The organism is Variovorax frigidus (genome assembly GCF_051216515.1).
GTDB lineage: Bacteria > Pseudomonadota > Gammaproteobacteria > Burkholderiales > Burkholderiaceae_C > Variovorax.
On record NZ_JBPJZF010000003.1, the window covers coordinates 478,098 to 499,075 of the forward strand.

The following is a 20,978-nucleotide window of genomic DNA, read 5'->3' on the forward strand; positions in this document are numbered from 1 at the left end:
CTCAGTGCTCTCTTGGGCTTTTCCATTTGCCGGCGATTTGCGTCATGAACGCATTCCAGGGCGATCGCGCGGGAGGCGGCGTCGCGACGTCACCGTACTCGCGGTGCAGCGCGTTCACCATGCCGAGCACGGCCTGCACGTAGGGGTCGTTGCGCGCCACGCGCGCCAGCATTTCGCCGCGGCTCGATGCGGCCAGCAAGGCGGTGCGCCGCATGGGCAGCACGTGTGACAGCGGCAGACGCAGCCGCGCGGCGATGTCGCGTGCCGACAGCCCGACACCGGGGTCGATCTTGTTGATCACGAGCGAGAGCCGCTGCAGTTCGATGCCGCGCGCCTGCAGGTCGCGCAGCAGGTTGGCGGTGGACACGATGGCGCCGATGCTCTGGTCGCACACCACCCAGGTCTTGTCGGCCTCTTGCACCGTCTGCGCTATGAAGTCGATGGTGGAGAAGCCGCCCAGGTCGGCGATCTGGAAGTCGAAGTGCTCGCTGAGCCGCTTGATCAGCGCCACCGAGTCGGCATGGGAAATTTCGCGCACCTGCGCAAGGCTCGAAGGCAGGGGCAGCACGGCCGTGCCGCCGGTGTGGTGTGCCAGCGCGGTCTGCAGAAGGGTCTGATCGAGTCGGCGCAGGTTGTGCACGCCGTCGACGAAGCTGAAGCTGCTTTGCGTGTCGAGATAGAGCAGGCCGTCGCGCGCGGGAAGACCGAGGTCGAGCAGCGCAACGCCGCGCCGGCCGTCTGAAACGGGCTCGTTCGGCGTTGCCGTGCGGTTCGCTGCAGCCCGGTTGAACTGGTCCTGCAGCAGCAATGCCAAGTGGGTGGACAGCGTGGTCACGCCGAGCCCGGCGCGTGCGCCGAGCAGGGCGATCGTGTGGCCACGCTTCTGCTCGCGCTGGACCGCGCGTCGTTCGAGCAGCGCGCGCAGCGTGGGCAGCACGTCATGGGCGGGTGCGGCCATGTCGATGAAGTCGTCGACGCCGGCACGCAGCGCTGCGAGCATGGTCGTGGGCTCGCTGGCGGAACCCGTGCCCAGCACCGGCAACGCGGGCCAGTCGCGCTTGAGATGCTGGTGGATCTCGATGGCGGCGGCATGGTCCTGCGAGAAATCGAGGAACACGGCGCGCGGGCTGATCGTGGCGATCTGCGCATCCAGCGTCTCGATGCTGGGCGTCACAGGCACCACCGTGCCGCTGCGCTGCAGCGCATGCAGCAACCAGGTGATGTGCGTTCCGCTGTTCGAGGCGAACAGGTAGCTGTCCATGCCGATGTCGGGAGCGCGAAGGGGGGCGTTCATGAGGAGCTGGGGCGATGTCCGGGGGGTGCTCAGCGCGAGAAGCCGGGCAGGGCCGAGCGTGATGCAGGGTCGAGGAACATCGTGCGCCATACGGGGCCGTTGCGTTGCTCCGAGCTGCCGGGCAGTTGGGCCGACAGGTCGGTGCCGCGCGCGATCGGCTTGACCAGGCGTGGCGTGACCATGATCACGAGTTCCTTCTCGTTCGTCTGGTACTTGCTTTGGCGGAAGATGGTGCCGAGCACGGGGATGTCGCCGAGCCATGGCACCTTGTCGACCTTGGAGGTCGTGTTGCGGCTGACCAGCCCGCCGATGATGAAGCTTTCGCCATCGCCCAATTCCACCGTGGTGTCGGCGCGGCGAGTGGAAATCGCTGGCACCGGAACGCCGTTCAGATCGATCTGGTTGGCGTAGTCGAGGTCGCTGACCTCGGGGGCGACTTTGAGCACGATGCGGTCGTCCGACAGCACGGTCGGTGTGACTGTCAGGCCGATGCCGTAGGGCTTGTATTCGATCGTCGTCGAGCCCAGTCCTTGCGGTACCGCGATCGGGAGTTCGCCGCCCGAGAGAAAGCTCGCGCTTTGTCCCGAAGTGGTGACCAGCGTGGGTTCGGCCAGCACGCGCGCCAGGCCGTTGCCTTCGAGCAGGTTCAGGGTCAGCGTCATGCCACGGCCCTTGTTCGCATTGCCGAAGCCCAGCGCCAGATTGAATGCATCTGCCAGCACGCTGGCTGGCGTGTTGCTGAAGCTGAAGCCGTGGCTGTTGGGTCCGTAAGAGGAGAGGTTGATGCCGACCTCTTTCAGCATGCTCTTGTTGAACTCCACCACCTTCACGTCGACCTGGACGGAATGGCTTCGCACGTTGATGCTCGATCGATCGACCAGCGGCGCTTTGTCGGCATGCGAGGCGGTCAGCGTGTCGCGAGCCCGCTGGTGCGCGGCGACCGTGTCGACCGTGCCCTCGAGCACGGCAGCGCGGCGCTGCACTTCGATAGCGTAGGTCGTGGCAGCGCTGCTGCCTTTTTCCCAGACCATCAGCGTGGTGCGGCCGGCTGTTTTGCCGGTGACGATCAGCCGTGCGGCGGCGTTGCCCGCGGCCTTGCGCGTCACGAGCACCGTGGCGACAGCCTCGTCGGCGAGGGCAATGCGTTCAACGCCCTTGTCGATCAGCAGTTCCTGTTGCGTGCCAGCCACCAGCGCGAGTGACTTGGACGCATCGGCGGCGAACAGCGCAGGCGAGGCCGTGGCCGCGCCGAGGCTCAATGACAGCAGCAGGGCGTGAAAGAGGGGGCGGCGTGTCGCACGAGGCGTCTGGTCGAACATGGTTTTTCCGTCTCGGATGGGGGCGGCCAGGGGCGGGTGGGAAGAGGCCGTCATCAGTAGCTCAGCGTTTCGCGCTTGTCGCCGCGGATGAATTCGACTTCGGTGCCGCGCGGCGCGCGGGCGATCGGCGTGGTGCGCGATGGGTTGAGGGGTGCGCTGCGTGCCGGGCTGGCGTTGCGAGCCGCTCCCTGGGGGCCGCCGTTCGCCAGGTCGACGGTCGTCAGTCCTGCCTGGGCACGGTCGATGTTTTCCAGTGGTCCGCGCGGCGGCGCGCCCGCCTTGAGCGGCTGCGGCTGGAGAGCGGTTGGCAACTCGGCGAACAAGGCGGGGTCGGGTTCGCTCAGGTCGGTGGGATTGCGCAGTGCCAGCATCAGCCGGCCGGTGGCTTCGCCCAGCGCCAAGCGGTTGACTTCGGCCACGGGCACAGCAAGCACGGCGGTGCGCGCCGGCTCGTTGCGCTGCGACTGACCCCCAGACTTGCCTTCCGCCATTTGCGAGGGCGAGCCGTCCACCGATGCACTGCCATAGGCCAGCACACGCATCCGCGAGAGCAGCAATCGCGCCTGCGAACGGTCGACATCCTTGCCATCGGATTTGAGCGTGAAAAACACGTCGACGAAGTCACCGGGCCGGACGCGGTTGCCCACACCCATCATTTCATCGGCCTTGACGGCCAGGGCGCGTTCGCCTGCGACCACATGCAGCGCGAGGCCTGTCACCAACTGATTCGCCAGCACCGGTGTGCCTTCGCCCATGTCGGCCACCGGGATGCCCCCGACAGCCTTTTCCACCTCCTGGAAGGCACCCGCTGGGTTGATCGGCAGGCGCTCCACGCGAAGCGATTCCGTCGTCAGGGGTTGACCTGCCGGCGCTGCGCGGGACGTCACCACCACCGGAAACAGCGCCTTCTGCTCCTTGGCGGCGACGGCGGCGCTGGTGACCGGAGGCAGCGGAGCGGGCTGGCGGCTCAACACCCAGGCATAGACGCCCAGCGCGAGCGCCACGAGCACCAGCAAGGCGGCGATGATTTTGGTGAGATGGATCATGGAGCTGGAGAGGGAAGAAGTCGGTGGAACGCCTGCCTGCGGAAGAGCAAGTGGCAGCGCGAACCGCTAGAGGCTTGGACCATCCCAGATCAGCCAGCCCACGGATGCGATCGCGAGATAGGCTGCGAACGGGATGTGACGCTGTAGGTCCTGAGGGAGTGAGCCGTCATGGCGTGAAGTGGGCTTGCCTGATAACGCTTCGGTCAGTCGTGGGAAGAGTTGCAAGCGCCGCAGCAGTAGCAACAACGACGCATGCGCTCCTGCTAACAGGCTGGCGCCTAGCCATATCGGCAGTAGCGGTTGCAGCCCAAACCACAGCCCCAATGCACCGCCGAACTTCACGTCTCCGGCGCCCATGAGCCCGGTCGCATAGAAGATGAGTAGGAAGCTGAAGCCAGCGACAGCACCGAGGGCTGCATTTGGCCATTCAATGGATAAAGGCTGCATGTTTGTGACCATGGCGATGGCAGCGAGCATCGCGCCGACTAACACCAACCAGTTGGGAACTCGTCGCTGTTGGAAATCGTAGATCCCGGTCGCCAACAGCCATGACCACAGCGCAGCCGTCACGCGGGGTTCGTGCCGCCCAAGGCAGTATTAATCGTTTCGAAAACACCCTCCAGACTTGTGCCGATATTGGTGAGAACGCCGACGAGAATGGCGGAAATAAGTCCTGCAATGAGGCCGTACTCAATTGCCGTCGCACCCTCTTCATCGCGCAGGAACTTCATAATTGCGTTGGACATGGTTTTTTCCTTCAGTAAATGGAAGATGTATTCGAAAAAATTACCGCGATCCACGGTAGCTCGATCGTAATTGAATGTAAGTAGGCAGTTCAATTAGGCTGTAAGTTTACATTCGATGACAAACGTCAACTTCGTCACCTTTTGTGATGTTTCCTCACATGAACGCAACCCGCGTGCCGATGCCGTTCGCGCTGTCGAATAGCGAGGGAGAATAAAAAAAGCCGTTGAAAATCAACGGCTTAGGCGTGAGGTGGAATGTTGTGCTTCGGCAATGGCGTTGCGCGTTACGGCGTTGTTACGGTGACGCCGTCGGAACACGCAACACCCAAATGAGATGGCTGCAGGGTTATTCGGATCATCTCAGTGTGCGAGATTGATTCAAATGAATACAAAGGTATTAAGAGCCCGAAACTTCTTCCTGCAAAATTCGCCATTCGGTGCCTTGGCGAATCCAGTATTGCCTGCGCTGGCGGCCCGTTCGCTGGCCCGAGGCCACCTCGCCGAAGGAGCTGACCATGGCGTTGTCTTCACCGTTCCAGCGCAAATAAGAGACATCCTTGAGCAGCAGGTGCTGTCCATTGGCGACGCGGATGTCTTCTGCAATGCCCTGGGCGGAATCCATGGCCTTTTTGTTGCCAATGCGCCGGAAATCCAGGGCATGGAATTTCTGCAGGCGTGCGGCGTCGCCCTGGGCGCGGGCATCGAGCCACTGGGCCAGTGTCTTGTCGAATGCCTGCTTGTCGCCCTGCAGCTGGGCGGGCACGGTCCATTGCAGGTTCTGCGCGACCACCACCGGTGTGGCGCCGATCTGGGCGCGTCGGATCAGTTCCTGCAGGTCGTTGTTCGCGAGCACCACGCAGCCGTCGGTCGACAGCGGTGCACGGGCGTACTGCGCGCGCGGCGTGCCGTGCAGCCAGATGCCGCTGCCGGTACGGCCGCGGCGAACGTCGTAGGGGTTGGGGTAGTTGATGGGCAGCGCGCCGATCCCGTAGAACTCGCGCAGGGTCTTCGGGTCGAGGTTGCTGGTGACGTGGTAGATGCCCAGCGGCGTCCGTGCATCGCCCTCGGCCTGCTTGCCGATGCCGGACTTGCCGACCGAGATGTAGTAGTCGGCCTTCAACTGCAAGCCTTGCGGACCGTTCTCCAGCAGGTACAGCCGCGAACGCGAGGTGTCCACCGCGATGGCGTGGCGAATGCTGGGCGCGAGCTCCACGAAGGCCGATGGCACGGTGCCGGGCGGTGGGCGCTCCCGCAGCGCCTGCAGGCGGCGGCGCGACTCGTCCGCGAGTTCGCTCAGGGCCTGGGGATCGGCGTCGGGTCGCATCTGCGAAGGCCGGCGCGCGGGCGGCAGGCGCGCGGCGAGCAGGTCGCCGTAGACCAACTGCGCCAATTGGAAGTTGGGCTGGTCGGCCACCAGCTTGCGCGCCTTGGCCAGTGCCTCGACGCTCTGGCCGCGACCGAAGAGCCGATAGACCTCGATCAGCCGGGCCTCCGCGCCGGCCGCAGGCCGCATGGGCAAGGCGGCGGGTGCGGGCGCAGCGCGCGCGGGGCGTTCGGCGCGTGCCGTCGGCTTGGCGGCGGGGGCAGGTGTCTTGCTGCGTTTGGCCTGTGCCTTGGCCGGCGTCTTCGTTTCGGCCTGCACCTTGGTCTTGGCGCGGTGCGGCGGCGCCGGAGGCGGGGCGGCCAGGGCCGGCAGGGCCGCGGCCATCGCCAGCAGCAGCGCGATGCGAAGCCGATGATGCGGGCCCCATGGCCCGGCACACGTCATCCCCGGACCTGCGGGCGGCCGGCCACTCCCTGCAGCAGCGTTCACCGGCCGGCGGTTTCCTTGCGGATGCGCCATTGCTTGTCGCGCAGCACCAGTTCGAGGGTCTTGCGGCTGTTCACGTTGAGCGCGTCGGCACGGTAGGCCTGACGGAACTTTGCCGTGGCGGTGTCGCCTTCGACCTCGACCTCGAGGTTGCGCACGTCGACGCTGATCGCGGTCTTGCCCACGATGCGTGCGCGGCGTTCTTCTTCCCAGGCCTTGCGGGCCTGGTTGCCGGGCGGCACGAAGCTGCTGTCGTAGGCGGCCAGGTAGCCGTCCATGTCCTGCGCAGCCCAGGCCGCGGCCCAGCGGCGCACCGCGGATTCGATCGCCGGCTCCGCGGTGGATGCGGCGGTGGCGGCGGGCTTGGGCGAGGCAGCGGGGGGCGGTGCCGGTGTGGGGGCCGGCGCAGGAGCCGGGGTCGGTGCCGGAGCGGGCGGCGTGGGTGCCTTCGCGGGCGCGGGGCTGGCCGCAGCCACCACGGTCGCAGGCGGCTTGGCGGGTGCGGCCGGCTTCGCCGCGGCCGGTGTAGCGAACAGCGTACGGATCACCGCCAGCTTGGTCGGCACGACGCTGTTGCCCTGGTCGAGCTGCATCGCCTTGCTGTAGGCCTCGGTAGCGCGCCGGGCGTAGAGGTCGCCCAGGTTTTCCTGTGCCGTGGCATAGCTCGGGTTGGTGCGGATCGCGCTTTCCAGCGTGCTCTGCGCCTTGTCGAACTGGCCCTGCGCCGCGTAGAGCACGGCCAGGTTGTTGTAGGGCTCGGGCAGCTCGGGCGAATCCTGCGTGAGCTGCGTGAAGATCGCGATGGCTTCGGGGCGCTTGCCGGCGTCGATCTGGATCACGCCCTTGAGGAAGCGCATCTGCGGATCGCGCGGGTTGCTCGCCAGATAGCGGTCGGCCCGGGCCGTGGCTTCATCGAGCTTGCCGGCCTGGGTGAGCCGATCGACCTCGTCGTGGTCGGCGGCGGCGTGCACGGCCGACATGCCGCCGAGCGCGAGCATGGCCGACAGCAGCGCGGTGGCCGCAGCCGACCCGGCACGGGGACGGAAGGAGGGTTGCGATGCCGCGTGGCGGGCTGCTGCATTTCCAAGCACGTTCTTCATACCTGATCGATCTGGTGGATTCACGGACACGAGCCGTTCCGGTGGGGCCGGCACAGGAAGTCCCGGGCCCTGGCCACCGGAGCAGAGCTCCCCTTCAGAAGCAGAAAGCCCGCAGGGCATGGACCGCTGCGGGCATTCACTTTTTCTCTTGGTCGGGGCGAAAGGATTCGAACCTTCGACCCTCTGGTCCCAAACCAGATGCGCTACCAGGCTGCGCTACGCCCCGACAAGCCTGCGATTCTAGCCCGCCCTGAAGGCGTTTCCGGGCAGGCATGTCTTAAATACTTTTCAGTCAGCGTTTGGCGTACTGGTCCTTGCCGAAAAGAACGGCGCGTTCCTTGTCGCCGGTGAGCGGCTTGCGCCGCTCCGCCAGCACCTTCACGCCACGCTGTACCGCGGGGCGCGCGGCGATGCCGTCGAACCAGGCCTCGAGGTGCGGGAAGTCGGTCAGCACGATGCCCTGGTTCTCCCAGTTGCGCAGCCACGGGAAGATCGCGATGTCGGCGATCGAATAGTCCGGGCCCGCGATGAACGCGCTCTGCGACAGCCGCTTGTCGATCACGCCGTAGAGACGTCGCGCCTCGTTGGTGTAGCGCTCGATGGCATAGGGCAGCTTCTCCGGTGCGTACAGCCGGAAGTGATGCGCCTGGCCGAGCATGGGGCCGACGCCGCCCATCTGGAACATCAGCCACTGCAGCACGTCGAAGCGGCCGCGGTCGGTGGTGGGCATCAGCTTGCCGGTCTTGCCGGCCAGGTACACCAGGATCGCGCCCGATTCGAACAGCGAGATCGGCTGGCCGTCGGGGCCTTGCGGATCGACGATGGCAGGGATCTTGTTGTTGGGACTGATCTTCAGGAAGTCCGGTGCGAACTGGTCGCCCTTGCCGATGTCGATGGCATGCGCCACGTAGGGGAGGCCGCACTCCTCCAGCATGATGTGGACCTTGTGGCCGTTGGGGGTGGGCCAGGTGTAGACGTCGATCGGGGCTTGGGGCATGTCGGTCGTTTCGGTCATGGGAAGGGAGGGCGCCAGCATAGAGGCGCCTCGAATGTCCTGCTGCGCGCGTGGCTTCAGGTTCTATGCACGTTGGCCGCGAGGTGCTGATGGATCTGCGCCACCACGGCCGCGCCTTCGCCGATCGCGCCGCCCACGCGCTTGACCGAGCCCGAGCGCACGTCGCCCACCGCGAACACGCCCGGCACGCTCGATTCGAGCGGCGCAGCCGGCCGCGCGGGAAAGCCGCCGCTGGCCGCCGGCCCGGTCAGCACGAAACCGCTGCGATCGACCGCCACCTGGCAGCCGTCGAGCCAGCGGGTCTCGGGTTCGGCGCCGACGAACAGGAAGATGTTGCGTGCGGGGCAGTCGTGCTCCGCGCCCGAGGGCCGATGGCGCCAGGTCGCGCCCTCGAGCCCGGTGGCCGGGTCGCCGTGCAGGCTCACCAGCTCGGTGTACGGATGCAGTTCGATGTTCGGCGTGGCCTCGATGCGGTCGATCAGATAGCGCGACATGCTGGCCGCCAGCGAGGGTCCGCGCACCAGCACGTTGACCTTGGCCGCCTGCTGCGACAGGAACACCGCCGCCTGCCCCGCCGAATTGCCGCCGCCCACCAGCGCGACTTCCTGCTGTGCACAGGTGCGCGCCTCGAGCGCCGAAGCCCAGTACCAGATGCCACGACCCTCGAACTCTGCCAGGCGCGGCACGCCCGGCCGGCGATAGCGCGCTCCGCTGGCGATCACCACGGTGCGAGCGCGCAGCCGGCGCCCGTCGGCCAGGTGGACGGCCATTTCGCCTTCGGATGCACGGCTGCAGTCGAGCGACGCGACTTCCGACGGAATCATCATCTCGACGCCGAACTTCTGCGCCTGCACATAGGCCCGCCCGGCCAGCGCACCGCCCGAGATGCCGGTGGGGAAGCCCAGGTAGTTCTCGATGCGCGCGCTCGCGCCGGCCTGGCCGCCGTAGGAGCGGCAGTCGAGCACGATCACGCGCAGCCCTTCGGATGCGGCATACACCGCCGTGGCGAGCCCGGCCGGCCCGGCACCGACCACGATCACGTCGAACAGGTCGTCATGGACCGCGCTGTCGACCATGCCCAGGCAGCGTGCCAACGCCAGTTCGCTCGGGTTCATCAGCACCGAGCCGTTGGGGCACGCCACCAGCAGCGTGGCTTCGCCGTATTGCGCGAGCAGCGCGGCCGCGTCGGCGTCCTGGGTGGAATCGACCACCTGGAAGGGGTGGCCGTTGCGGCTCAGGAAGTTCTGCAGGCGCCGCACGTCGGCGGTGTCGGGCGGGCCGATCAGCACCGGGCCGCTGGCGCCGGACTCGATCAGCGCCACACGGCGCAGGATCAGCGCGCGCACCAGCCGCTCGCCCAGATCGGCCTCGGCCACGATCAGCGCGCGCAACTGGTCGGGCGGAATCAGCAGCGCCTCGACCACGGTCTCGGCATGGCCGTCGACCAGCGAGGGCCGGCCCGACAGCTGGGCGATCTCGGCCATGAACTGGCCCGGCCCCTGCCGGCCGATCGGCACCACGTGGCCGAGACCGTCGCGTTGCGTGATGGCGACGGTGCCCGCCAGCAGCACGAACATGCCGAGGCCGGGCTCGCCGGCCCTGAACATGCATTCGCCCTGCGCATAGCCGTGCACGCTGCCGAAGCGGTGCATGCGCCGGATGTCGGTGTCGCTCAGCACCGGGAACATCTGGTGGCGTCGGGTCTCGACTTCGACCTCGACTCGTGCTTCGTCGGCCATGTGCGACTCCTGTCTGTGGGTGGGGCAGGCGCACATTAGACGACGAAGAAGGGCGGTCGGCAGCGTCATGCAATTGCCATGACAGCGACACGGCACTTTCATCGGGGTTCTGGAGACTCGCGCTCAACACGAAGGGTCCCCCATGCAAGAACTGCCCAATCCGATGTTCGCGATTTCCCAGCTCGGTTCGCGCCCCGCCTTCTGGCGCGCGCCGCCGGCGTCCCGTGTGCCGTCCGCGGCGCCTGTGGTTCCGGCTGCGACACAGCCGGTGCCGACGCGTGCCGCCGGCCCGGGCATCAGCGTGAGCTGGGCCCGCCACCAGGACGACGTGCGCGCCGCCCAGCGCCTGCGCTACGAAGTGTTCGCCGGCGAGATGGGCGCACGCCTGACCACGCCGCTCGAAGGCCACGACATCGATCTGTTCGACGACTTCTGCGAACACCTGCTGGTGCGCGACGAAGAAACCGAGCAGGTCATCGGCACGTACCGCGTGCTGACCCCGGCCCAGGCACGCCGCATCGGCAGCACCTACAGCGACACCGAGTTCGACCTGACCCGGCTGCGCGACCTGCGCGAGCGCATGGTCGAACTGGGCCGCAGCTGCGTGCACCGCGACCACCGCCAGGGCGGCGTGATCCTCGCGCTGTGGGGTGCGCTGGCCGCGTTCATGCATCGCAACAAGCTCGACACCATGATCGGCTGCGCCAGCATCCCCATGTGTCATGAAGGTGCGCGCAATGGCGATGCCGCGGCCAGCATCTGGCGCCAGCTGTCGGTCACGCACATGGCGCCGATCCAGTACCAGGTGCAGCCGCGCCTGGCGCTGCCGGTCGACCGGCTCGACAGCGAACTCGCAGTGGAGCCCCCGGCGCTGATCAAGGGTTACTTGCGCCTGGGCGCCAAGGTGCTGGGCGCGCCGGCCTGGGATCCGGACTTCAATACCGCCGACCTGCCGATGCTGATGCGCATCGATGACCTGCCGCCGCGCTACCGCAAGCATTTCCTGGGCAACTGACCGAGACTTTCGGTGTCATGTGACAGCGTCACGAAAATGTCATGAAGGCATTCGACACTGTCACATCTCCGCTGACAGCGGCGCCCCCAGTCCTTGCGTCAGAATCTGTGATCATGTTGCCCAAACAGGCCTCTCCGGCCGAAACGCCAGCCGCCATCGATGCGGCGCCCTCACGCCCCGCACTGACCCTGCTCGACCGCGACCACAGCATCCTGGCCTTCAATGAGCGCGTGCTCAATTGGGCACAGCGCGCCGAAGTGCCGCTGATCGAGCGTTTGCGCTACCTGTGCATCGTGTCGTCGAACCTCGACGAGTTCTTCGAAGTTCGCGCCGCGCCCCACCTGATCGCGGCCAGCCTCGGCGAGGCCAAGGGCAACGAGACGGTCGCTTCCTTCGAGCGATTGGCCGAGATCGCGCACACGCTGGTCGATACCCAGTACGCGCTCTACAACGACGAGCTGATGCCGGCCTTTGCACAGCACGGCGTGCACATCATTTCGCACGGCGAGCGCAACCCGGCCCAGCGCAAGTGGGTGCACGACTACTTCGAACGCGAAGTGCGGCCATTGCTGATCCCGGTCGGGCTCGATCCTTCGCATCCCTTCCCGCAGGTGGCGAACAAGTCGCTCAACTTCATCGTGCGCCTGGGCGGCAAGGACGCCTTCGGCCGCGAGAACCCGATCGCCATCCTCAAGGTGCCGCGCGTGCTGCCGCGGCTGGTCCGCATGCCGGCCAAGGTGTCGGGTGGCAAGACGCTGTTCGTGGCGCTCTCGAGCATCGTGCGTGCGCACCTGTCCAGCATGTTCCCGGGCCGCGAGGTCGGCGATTTCTCGCAGTTCCGCGTCACGCGGCATTCGGACCTGGCGGTCGACGAGGAAGACGTCAAGAACCTGCGTACCGCGCTGCGCCAGGGCCTCGAGCACCGGCATTACGGGCAGGCGGTGCGGCTCGAGGTTTCGGCCAGCTGCGCCGAGTCGCTGGCCAGCTTCCTGCTCGCACAATTCAACCTGCCGCCGCAGTCGCTGTACCGGGTGCACGGCCCGGTCAACCTGGCGCGGCTCACGCAACTGATCGACCTGCTCGACGAGCCCCAGTTCAAGGCGCTGCGCTTCGCGCCCTACAAGGCTTCATATCCGGTCACGCTGTCGCCGGGGCAGTCCTTCTTCGATCGCCTGCAGCGCAGCGACGTGCTGATCCACCAGCCTTTCGAGAGCTTCGACGGCGTGCTCGCCTTCCTTCGCGAGGCGGTGCTCGATCCGCAAGTGCTGGCCATCAAGCAGACCATCTACCGCACCGGCGCGGATTCGGTGCTGATGGACCTGCTGCGCGAGGCGGTGCGGCGCGGCAAGGAAGTGACCGTGGTGGTCGAGCTCAAGGCCCGCTTCGACGAAGAAGCCAACATCAACTGGGCCGAGATGCTCGAGTCGATCGGCGCCCAGGTCGTGTACGGCGTGGTCGGTCTCAAGACCCACGCCAAGATGCTGCTGGTGACACGCCGCGAAGGCAAGCGCCTGCAGCGTTACGGGCACCTGTCGACCGGCAACTACAACCCGCGCACCTCGGCGCTCTACACCGACATCAGCCACCTCACGGCCGACCCGCTGCTGACGGCCGACATGGAGGCGCTGTTCGTGCACCTGGCCAGCCAGAGCCGGCTGCCGAAACTGAACCGCGTGTCGCTCGCGCCCTTCGACCTGCACCGCAACCTGGTGGCGCAGATCGACGCGCTGGGGGTGGCCGCCGAGCAAGGCGAGGCCACGCGCATCGTCGCCAAGATGAATGCGCTGACCGACGAGGCGCTGGTCCATGCGCTGGTGCGGGCCGGGCAGAAGGGCGTGAGCATCGACCTGATCGTGCGCGGCGCCTGCACGCTGCCGGCGCAGGTCCCGGGGCTGACCGACAACATCCGGGTGCGCTCGGTGATCGGGCGTTTCCTCGAGCACTCGCGGGTCTTCTATTTCCGCAACGGCCAGGACGAGTCGCTCTATCTCTCCAGCGCCGACTGGATGAACCGCAACATGATGCGGCGCATCGAGCTGTCCTGGCCGGTGACCGATCCCGGGCTGCGCCAGCGGCTGATCGACGAATGCCTGGTGGCCTACCTGCACGACGGGCAGGATGCCTGGGACCTGGGTGCCGACGGCGTGTACCGCCGCGTGCACGGCGACACGCATCCGGGCGAGGAAGGCGCATCGCGCAGCATCGAGGCGCACGGTGCACAGACCGCGCTGATGGGACGTTATGCATCGCGCGGCCTGGGCCGTGTGCGCAACTGAAGGAGAACGCTTCAATGGACTTGATCTTCTGGCGCCACGCCGAAGCCGAGGACTGGACCGAAGGCTGCGACGACATGCAGCGTGCGCTGACCTCGCGCGGCGAAAAGCAGGCCAAGCGCATGGCGGGCTGGCTCGATCGCCAGTTGCCCGATGGCACCCGCGTCGTGAGCAGCCCCGCGCGGCGCTGCGAGCAGACCGTGATGGCACTCGACCGCAAGTACAAACTGCGCGACGACCTCGCCCCCGACGCCGGGCCCGAGGCGCTGCTGGCCGCTGCCGGCTGGCCCAACGGCAAGTCGGTGGTGCTGGTGGTCGGGCATCAGCCCGGCCTGGGCCAGGCGATCGCGCAGTTGCTGGGCATGTCGCACGACAGTTGCCCGGTGCGCAAGGGCGCGGTCTGGTGGATCCGCACGCGCGAGCGCGATGGCGACGTGCAGACCGTCGTGGTCACGGTGCAGGCGCCCGAACTGATGTAGGGGCAGGGCGCTGCGGCGCCCAGGTGCTCGCGCTCAGCTGCCGATCACGACCTTCCAGCCGGTCTTCTGCCAAGCCAGCACTTCTTCGCGCAACAGATGGGCCGACTGCGGAAATGCATCGGCCCAATCGGCGCGGTGGCTCACGCTGAAAGTGCGCGCATCGCTGCGCGCGAGCCGCAGCGCCTGTGGTTCCGGGTCGCGCCGTGCATGGCAAAGGATCACCGCGACGCGCAGTGCGAGCAACTGCGCTGCGAAGATGTCGTCTTCCAGTGCCGTCTCGATCTTGCGCAACTTGCCGCGGTGGCCCAACACCAGTTGGCTCAGGTGGTGCAACTCGTTGGAGGCGAAGCCCGGCGCATCGACGTTGTCGAGGATGTAGGCGCCGTGCTTGTGGCAGTCGCTGTGCGAGATCAGCGCACCGATCTCGTGCAGCTGCGCCGCCCAGCCCAGCTTGCGCAGCGCGCGGCCGGCGCGGCTGGTTCCGCCGGCGCGAGCGGCCGGATCGAGCTGCACGTACAAGGAGGCCGCCGTCTCGCCGACCCGCCGTGCCTGCGCCGCGTCGGTGGCGAAGCGGGTGGCCAGCCGCGCCACGGTGGCGGCGCGCAGGTCGGCCACGCTGTCGTCGCGCTCCAGCAATTCATACAGTACGCCATGGCGCAGTGCGCCCTGGGCGATCTTCATCTCGCGGATGTCGAGCAGGTCGAACACCGCGCGCAGCACGCTCACGCCGCCGCCGATCACGGCCTTGCGGTCCTCGCGCATGCCGTCCATGCGCAGCTTCTCGACGCTGCCGGCCTTGAGCAGGCGATCGAGCAGCCAGTCGAGCCCCTCGCGCGTCACCACGCCGGCTTTGGCGCCCGAGGCCGCCAGCACGTCGCCCACCGCGCCGATGGTGCCGGACGCGCCATAGGCCACGTCCCAGTGGCCGGCGCCGTAGCTGGAGAGGGCGTCGTCGAGCACGGCCTTGGCCGCGACCTCGGCCGCACGGAAGGCCGGCGCGGTGAACTGGCCCTGCGGAAAGTGCTTGAGCGACCAGGCCACGCTGCCTACCCGGTAGGACTCCATGACCTGCGCTTCGAGCGCGCGGCCGATGATCATCTCGGTCGAGCGGCCGCCGATGTCGATCACCAGCCGGCGCTCGCGGTCCGACACGTCGTTGTGGGGCAGCATGTGGGCCACGCCCTGGTAGATCAGGCGCGCTTCCTCGCGGCCCGGAATCACGTCGATGCCGAAGCCCAGCACGGTGCGTGCGCGCAGCAGGAACTCGTCGCGGTTGCGGGCTTCGCGCAGCGTCTGCGTGGCCACCACCCTGACCTGCGAGCGCTTGAAGCCGGCCAGCCGCTCGCCGAAACGCGCCAGCGCCTCCCAGCCGCGCTGCATGGCTTCGGGCGTCAGGTTGCGTGCGCTGTCGAGTCCGGCGCCTTGGCGCACGACCTCCTTGAGGTATTCGATGCGGTGGATCTGCCCGTGGTCGACCCGACCGATTTCAAGACGAAAGCTGTTGGAGCCGAGATCGACCGCAGCGAGGAGGGTGCCGTTTTGCATGGAGAAATAAGAGGCGGTCGCTGGGAAATGTCGGGCTCCGATGGTAGCCGGGACGGGGGTGTCCAATCGTGACGATTCTGTGACGACGTCACATGAACACAGCGTGCCGGAGGCCTTTTTCATTGGGAGAAGAGGTGTCACATCGATGTCACACAAGCTTTCTAAAGTTCGCGGCAACCCCCAACCCGGGATTGCTGAACTTCACAAAGGAAGCCTCATGAAAACGACGATCAAATTTGCAGCAGCCAGCCTCGTGGCTGCCGCTTTCGCCCACGCACCCGCCTTCGCGCAAGACGTGACCGGCGCCGGCGCCAGCTTCCCCGCACCCCTGTACTCCAAGTGGGCTTCGGACTTCAACAAGGCCACCGGCGTCAAGGTGAACTACCAGTCGGTCGGTTCGGGTGCCGGTCTGAAGCAGATCGAAGCCAAGACCGTCGATTTCGGCGCCTCCGACGCGCCCCTGAAGGACGAAGAGCTGCAAGCCAAGGGCCTGATGCAGTTCCCCACCGTCATCGGCGGCGTGATCCCGGTCGTGAACATCACCGGCATCAAGCCGGGCGAACTCAAGCTCAACGGCCAGGTCCTGGGCGACATCTACCTGGGCAAGATCACCAAGTGGAACGATCCGGCCATCAAGGCACTGAACGGTTCGCTGGCTCTGCCGGATGCCACCATCGCACCGGTGCGCCGCGCCGACGGTTCGGGCACCAGCTTCCTGTTCACCAACTACCTGAGCAAGGTCAACGCCGAGTGGAAGAGCAAGGTCGGTGAAGGCACGGCCGTCAACTGGCCCCTGGGCACGGGCGGCAAGGGCAACGAAGGCGTCGCCGCTTTCGTGAAGCAACTGCCGAACTCGATCGGCTACGTCGAGTACGCCTACGTCAAGCAGAACAAGATGACGTACGCGCAGATGCAGAACGCCGCCGGCACCATCGTGTCGCCCGACGACAGCGCCTTCAAGGCCGCCGCTGCCGGCGCCGACTGGAACAAGACCTTCTACCAGGTGCTGACCAACCAGGCCGACAAGGGCGCATGGCCCATCACCGGCGCGACCTTCATCCTGATGCAGAAGGTGCAGGACAAGCCCGCGAACGCGGCCAGCGTGCTGCGCTTCTTCGACTGGGCTTACAAGAGCGGTGACAAGACGGCCGAAGACCTGGACTACGTGCCGATGCCCGACGTCGTGAAGACCTCGATCGCCAAGGCCTGGAACGACAGCATCAAGGACGCGTCGGGCAAGTCCGTCGCCGTCGCCAAGTAAGGTCCACCGGCGCGTCGCATGAGCAACCATCTGCTCGACGACGCGCCGCCTTCCCCATTGCCGGAGCGACCCTTGTCATCCACCTTCCCCGCCAACGCCCAGACGCTCGACCTCGCGGCCGAGCGTGCCCGCGCTTCCGCCACCCCGCCGCCGGCCAAGCGCCCACGCACCGGTGCTGCGACCGATAGAGTGTTCGGCATGCTGGCCAAGGGCGCAGCCCTGCTGACGCTGGTCATGCTGATCGGTATTTTGCTTTCGCTGATCGTCGGCGCCTGGCCCGCGATCACCAAGTACGGCCTGGGCTTCCTGACCAGCACCACCTGGGATCCGGTGCAGGACGAGTACGGCGGTCTGGTGATGATCTACGGCACGCTCGCCACCTCGTTCATCGCATTGGTGATCGCGGTCCCGGTGAGCTTTGGCATCGCACTGTTCCTGACCGAGATGTCGCCCGCGTGGCTCAAGCGCCCGCTCGGCACCGCGATCGAATTGCTGGCCGCCGTGCCTTCGATCGTGTACGGCATGTGGGGCCTCCTGGTGTTCGGTCCGATCCTGTCGACCTATGTGCAGCAACCGCTGCAAAAGCTTTTTGACGGCGTGCCCTTCCTGGGCGCGCTGGTGTCGGGCCCGCCAGTGGGCATCGGCATCCTGTCGGCCGGGATCATCCTGGCCATCATGATCATTCCGTTCATCGCCGCCGTGATGCGCGACGTGTTCGAAGTCACGCCGCCGCTGCTCAAGGAATCGGCCTACGGTCTGGGCTCCACCACCTGGGAGGTCGTCTCCAAGGTGGTGTTGCCGTACACCAAGGCGGGTGTGGTCGGCGGCATCATGCTCGGCCTGGGCCGGGCGCTGGGCGAGACGATGGCGGTCACCTTCGTGATCGGCAACGCCAACCAGCTCAAGTCGCTGTCGGTCTTCGAGGCCGCCAACAGCATCACCTCGGCGCTGGCCAACGAATTCGCCGAAGCCGGCGCGGGCCTGCACCAGGCCGCGCTGATGTACCTCGGCCTCGTGCTGTTCTTCATCACCTTCGTCGTGCTCGCACTGTCGAAGCTGCTGCTGCAACGCATGAAGAAGAGCGAAGGAACCAAGGCATGACCACCGCAGAACGCCTGTTGAGCATCAAGTCGCTCGACGAAACCCGGGCCGCGAAGTTCGCCGGCCGCAAGCGGGTCAACCAGATCGCGCTCACGCTGTCGCTGGCCGCCATGGCCTTCGGCGTGTTCTGGCTGGTCTGGATCCTCTGGGAGACGCTGCGCCAGGGCATCGGCGGTCTGGCGATCGCGACCTTCACCGAGATGACACCGCCGCCCAACGAGGTCGGTGGCATCGCCAACGCGATCTTCGGCTCGGTCGTGATGGTGGCCATGGCCACCTTCGTCGGCACGCCGATCGGCATCATGGCCGGCATCTACCTGGCCGAATACAACCCCAAGGGCTGGCTGTCGAACGTGACGCGCTTCGTCAACGACATCCTGCTGTCGGCGCCGTCGATCGTGATCGGCCTGTTCGTCTACGCGGTCGTCGTGGCCTACTTCAGGAGCTTCTCCGGCCTGGCCGGTGCGCTGGCGCTGGCGCTGATCGTGATTCCGGTGGTGATCCGCACCACCGAGAACATGCTGCAACTGGTGCCGCCGGGCCTGCGCGAGGCGGCCTATGCACTGGGCACGCCGAAGTGGAAGGTGATCATCAGCATCACGCTGCGTGCGGCACGCTCCGGCGTGGTCACCGGCATCCTGCTGGCCGTGGCGCGCATCGCCGGCGAAACGGCGCCGCTGCTCTTCACCGCGCTCAACAACCAGTTCTGGACCTCGGATGTGACCCAGCCGATGGCCAGCCTGCCCGTGACGATCTTCAAGTTCGCGATGAGCCCGTACGAGAACTGGCAACAGCTGGCCTGGGCCGGTGTGTTCCTGATCACCGTCGCCGTGCTTGCCCTCAACATCCTGGCGCGCGTCCTGACGCGCAACAAGCTCTGAAAGCCCCCATGTCCGCCATTCTTTCGCAACCCGCGCGTTCCAAGATCTCGGTCAAGGACCTGAACTTCTACTACGGCAAGTTCCACGCCCTCAAGGGCATCAATCTGGAGATTCCGGAGAACAAGGTCACGGCTTTCATCGGCCCGTCGGGCTGCGGCAAGTCGACGCTGCTGCGCACCTTCAACCGCATGTTCGAGCTGTACCCCGAACAACGCGCCGAAGGCACGATCGCGCTGGACGGCGAGAACCTGCTGACCTCCAAGCAGGACGTGGCGCTGATCCGCGCCAAGATCGGCATGGTTTTCCAGAAGCCGACGCCCTTCCCGATGTCGATCTATGACAACATCGCCTTCGGCGTGAAGTTGTTCGAGAACCTGAGCGCCAGCGACATGGACGACCGCATCGAATGGGCCTTGAAGAAGGCCGCGCTCTGGACCGAAGTGCGCGACAAGCTGCAGCAGAGTGGCTCGGGCCTCTCCGGCGGCCAGCAGCAGCGCCTGTGCATCGCACGCGGCATCGCCATCAAGCCGGAAGTGCTGCTGCTCGACGAGCCGTGCTCGGCACTCGATCCGATCTCGACCGCCAAGATCGAGGAGCTGATCGCCGAGCTGAAGAGCGAATACACCGTGGTGATCGTGACCCACAACATGCAGCAGGCCGCCCGCTGCAGCGACTACACCGCCTACATGTACCTGGGCGACCTGATCGAGTTCGGCGCGACGGAGCAGATGTTCTTCAAGCCGCAGCGCAAAGAGACCGAGGACTACATTACGGGCCGTTTCGGCTAAGGAGTCACCATGACCGAGAAGCACCTTTCCAGCCAGTTCGACAGCGAACTCAACGGCGTCTCGTCGCGCGTGATGGAGCTCGGCGGCATGGTCGAGTCGCAGATCCACCAGGCGGTCTATGCGCTGGCGCAGTTCGATCCCGAAGCGGCCGACCGCGTGATGGAAACCGAGCACCGCGTGAACGCGATGGAAATCGAGATCGACCGCGAGCTGTCGTCGATCATCGCGCGCCGCCAGCCGACCGCGCGCGACCTGCGCCTGCTGATCGCCATCTCCAAGACCACCGCCAACCTCGAGCGCGTGGGCGACGAGGCCAACAAGATCGCGCGGATGGTCAAGTCGATCATCGAGAGCGGATCGGCGCGTGCGCTGCCCTCGACCGACCTGCGCATCGCCGCCGACATGGCCTCGGGCCTGCTGCGCAAGGCACTGGACGCGTTCGCACGGCTCGACACCGCCGCGGCACTGTCGATCCTCAAGGACGATGACTTGATCGACAAGGAGTTCGACGGTTTCGTGCGCAAGCTGGTCACCTACATGATGGAAGACCCCCGCACCATCTCGGCGAGCCTGGACCTGCTGTTCCTGGCCAAGGCCATCGAGCGCATCGGTGACCATGCGAAGAACATCGCCGAGTTCATCATCTACATCGTCAAGGGCGCCGACGTGCGGCACACTTCGATGAACGACATCGAAGCTGCACTGCAATGACGTTCGCCCCCAGGCTGCGCGCACTGCGTGCCGCTTCGCCAACCCCCGGCCGGGGGCGACATCCGTGGACCGGCGGAGCCGGATCCACGATGTCCCTGGCAAAGACCTGGCGCACACCCGACAATCGATATCCATGAAGAAACCCCGCGTCCTGATCGTCGAAGACGAGTCGTCGATCGCCGAACTGATCGCCGTCAACCTGCGCCACAACGGTTTCGAGCCGATCTGGTCGGAAGACGGCGTGTCGGCCCAGCGCGAAATCGACGCCTTCCTGCCCGACCTCATCCTGCTCGACTGGATGCTGCCGGGCCAGAGCGGCCTGCAGCTCGCGCGCCAATGGCGCAAGGACCCGCGCACCAAGGCGATCCCGATCCTGATGCTCACGGCGCGTGGCGACGAGCCCGACAAGGTGGCCGGCCTCGATGCCGGTGCCGACGACTACATCACCAAGCCCTTCTCCACGCAGGAGATGCTGGCGCGCATCCGCGCCGTGCTGCGCCGGCGCGCGCCCGAGGCCGTGGCGGAACGGGTCGAGATCGGCGAGCTGGCGCTCGACACCGCGACCCACCGCGTGACCTGGCAAGGCGCACCGCTGAAGGTCGGCCCGACCGAGTTCAAGCTGCTGGGCTACCTGATGCAGCACGCCGAGCGCGTTCACAGCCGCGCCCAACTGCTCGACAAGGTCTGGGGCGATCACGTCTACATCGAGGAACGCACGGTCGACGTGCACGTCAAGCGCCTGCGCGAGTCGCTGGGCGCCGCTGCGCCGATGGTCGAGACCGTGCGCGGCGCCGGTTACCGCCTGACCGCCCAAGCCACGGTGTGAGGCGTCTCGCGCTTCGCGGCCGCGGCGGA

At 66.6% G+C, this 20,978-nt stretch carries 19 protein-coding genes and 1 tRNA gene; 9 read left to right on the forward strand and 11 right to left on the reverse strand.

Translation table 11 applies throughout. The annotated features are described in order from the left end of the window. Window position 1: 1 nt before the first annotated feature. From ACSFBC_RS11565 to ACSFBC_RS11610, 10 genes are all read right to left on the reverse strand, one after another. Window positions 2–1,294 (reverse strand): CpaE/TadZ family protein, encoded by a 1,293-nt coding sequence (locus ACSFBC_RS11565; RefSeq protein ID WP_435510466.1) that lies wholly within the window; start codon window positions 1,292–1,294, stop codon window positions 2–4. Between the two features lie 29 nt (window positions 1,295–1,323). Then, window positions 1,324–2,613 carry a type II and III secretion system protein family protein gene (locus tag ACSFBC_RS11570; RefSeq protein ID WP_435510467.1) on the reverse strand — a complete coding sequence of 430 codons (1,290 nt, stop codon included), beginning with the start codon at window positions 2,611–2,613 and terminating at the stop codon, window positions 1,324–1,326. Between the two features lie 53 nt (window positions 2,614–2,666). Further along, window positions 2,667–3,659, reverse strand: a complete 993-nt coding sequence (cpaB, locus tag ACSFBC_RS11575; protein WP_435510468.1) for a Flp pilus assembly protein CpaB — start codon at window positions 3,657–3,659, stop codon at window positions 2,667–2,669. A 66-nt stretch (window positions 3,660–3,725) separates the two neighbouring features. Continuing rightward, on the reverse strand, window positions 3,726–4,229 hold the full coding sequence (locus tag ACSFBC_RS11580) for an A24 family peptidase (RefSeq protein WP_435510469.1): 504 nt from the start codon (window positions 4,227–4,229) through the stop codon (window positions 3,726–3,728). Then, window positions 4,226–4,405, reverse strand: coding sequence for a Flp family type IVb pilin (locus tag ACSFBC_RS11585; RefSeq protein ID WP_435510470.1), 180 nt, complete (start codon window positions 4,403–4,405; stop codon window positions 4,226–4,228). Before ACSFBC_RS11585 ends, ACSFBC_RS11580 begins: the two co-directional genes overlap by 4 nt. 397 nt (window positions 4,406–4,802) lie before the next feature. Then, entirely contained in the window at window positions 4,803–6,173 is a 1,371-nt protein-coding gene (locus ACSFBC_RS11590) for a L,D-transpeptidase family protein (protein WP_435510471.1), read from the reverse strand. 41 nt (window positions 6,174–6,214) lie between these two features. Continuing rightward, window positions 6,215–7,315, reverse strand: a complete 1,101-nt coding sequence (locus ACSFBC_RS11595) for a L,D-transpeptidase Cds6 family protein (RefSeq protein WP_435510472.1) — start codon at window positions 7,313–7,315, stop codon at window positions 6,215–6,217. Window positions 7,316–7,464: 149 nt separating this feature from the next. After that, window positions 7,465–7,541, reverse strand: a tRNA-Pro gene (locus ACSFBC_RS11600). A 66-nt stretch (window positions 7,542–7,607) separates the two neighbouring features. After that, entirely contained in the window at window positions 7,608–8,312 is a 705-nt protein-coding gene (locus tag ACSFBC_RS11605; RefSeq protein ID WP_435510648.1) for a glutathione binding-like protein, read from the reverse strand. 74 nt (window positions 8,313–8,386) lie between these two features. Next, a complete protein-coding gene (locus ACSFBC_RS11610) occupies window positions 8,387–10,069 on the reverse strand; it encodes an FAD-dependent oxidoreductase (RefSeq protein WP_435510473.1) in 1,683 nt (560 codons plus the stop codon). A 142-nt stretch (window positions 10,070–10,211) separates the two neighbouring features. On the opposite strand from ACSFBC_RS11610, the gene ACSFBC_RS11615 reads away from it, so the two are divergent. The 3 genes from ACSFBC_RS11615 to ACSFBC_RS11625 are packed head-to-tail and all read left to right on the forward strand — an operon-like array spanning window position 10,212 to window position 13,836. After that, window positions 10,212–11,084, forward strand: a complete 873-nt coding sequence (locus ACSFBC_RS11615; protein WP_435510474.1) for a GNAT family N-acetyltransferase — start codon at window positions 10,212–10,214, stop codon at window positions 11,082–11,084. A 41-nt stretch (window positions 11,085–11,125) separates the two neighbouring features. Beyond that, window positions 11,126–13,360 carry a polyphosphate kinase 1 gene (gene ppk1, locus ACSFBC_RS11620; protein ID WP_435510475.1) on the forward strand — a complete coding sequence of 745 codons (2,235 nt, stop codon included), beginning with the start codon at window positions 11,126–11,128 and terminating at the stop codon, window positions 13,358–13,360. A 14-nt stretch (window positions 13,361–13,374) separates the two neighbouring features. Further along, on the forward strand, window positions 13,375–13,836 hold the full coding sequence (locus ACSFBC_RS11625) for a SixA phosphatase family protein (protein ID WP_435510476.1): 462 nt from the start codon (window positions 13,375–13,377) through the stop codon (window positions 13,834–13,836). 33 nt (window positions 13,837–13,869) lie between these two features. Here the strand turns inward: ACSFBC_RS11625 and ACSFBC_RS11630 are convergent, their stop codons facing one another. After that, window positions 13,870–15,381: a Ppx/GppA phosphatase family protein gene (locus ACSFBC_RS11630; protein ID WP_435510477.1), complete on the reverse strand. Its 1,512-nt coding sequence runs from the start codon at window positions 15,379–15,381 to the stop codon at window positions 13,870–13,872. Window positions 15,382–15,598: 217 nt separating this feature from the next. On the opposite strand from ACSFBC_RS11630, the gene pstS reads away from it, so the two are divergent. The 6 genes from pstS (at window position 15,599) to phoB (ending at window position 20,949) form a co-directional block, all read left to right on the forward strand. Further along, window positions 15,599–16,642, forward strand: coding sequence for a phosphate ABC transporter substrate-binding protein PstS (gene pstS / locus ACSFBC_RS11635; RefSeq protein WP_435510478.1), 1,044 nt, complete (start codon window positions 15,599–15,601; stop codon window positions 16,640–16,642). Window positions 16,643–16,660: 18 nt separating this feature from the next. Beyond that, window positions 16,661–17,743 (forward strand): phosphate ABC transporter permease PstC, encoded by a 1,083-nt coding sequence (pstC, locus tag ACSFBC_RS11640; RefSeq protein ID WP_435510479.1) that lies wholly within the window; start codon window positions 16,661–16,663, stop codon window positions 17,741–17,743. Further along, a complete protein-coding gene (gene pstA, locus ACSFBC_RS11645) occupies window positions 17,740–18,624 on the forward strand; it encodes a phosphate ABC transporter permease PstA (RefSeq protein WP_435510480.1) in 885 nt (294 codons plus the stop codon). The genes pstC and pstA overlap by 4 nt, the downstream gene beginning before the upstream one ends. A gap of 8 nt (window positions 18,625–18,632) precedes the next feature. Beyond that, window positions 18,633–19,412, forward strand: a complete 780-nt coding sequence (gene pstB, locus ACSFBC_RS11650) for a phosphate ABC transporter ATP-binding protein PstB (protein ID WP_435510481.1) — start codon at window positions 18,633–18,635, stop codon at window positions 19,410–19,412. A gap of 9 nt (window positions 19,413–19,421) precedes the next feature. Next, the gene (gene phoU, locus ACSFBC_RS11655) at window positions 19,422–20,123 is read left to right on the forward strand and encodes a phosphate signaling complex protein PhoU (protein WP_183023731.1); all 702 of its coding nucleotides are present in this window, start codon (window positions 19,422–19,424) and stop codon (window positions 20,121–20,123) included. A 133-nt stretch (window positions 20,124–20,256) separates the two neighbouring features. Continuing rightward, window positions 20,257–20,949: a phosphate regulon transcriptional regulator PhoB gene (gene phoB / locus ACSFBC_RS11660; RefSeq protein ID WP_183023730.1), complete on the forward strand. Its 693-nt coding sequence runs from the start codon at window positions 20,257–20,259 to the stop codon at window positions 20,947–20,949. Window positions 20,950–20,978 lie beyond the last annotated feature (29 nt).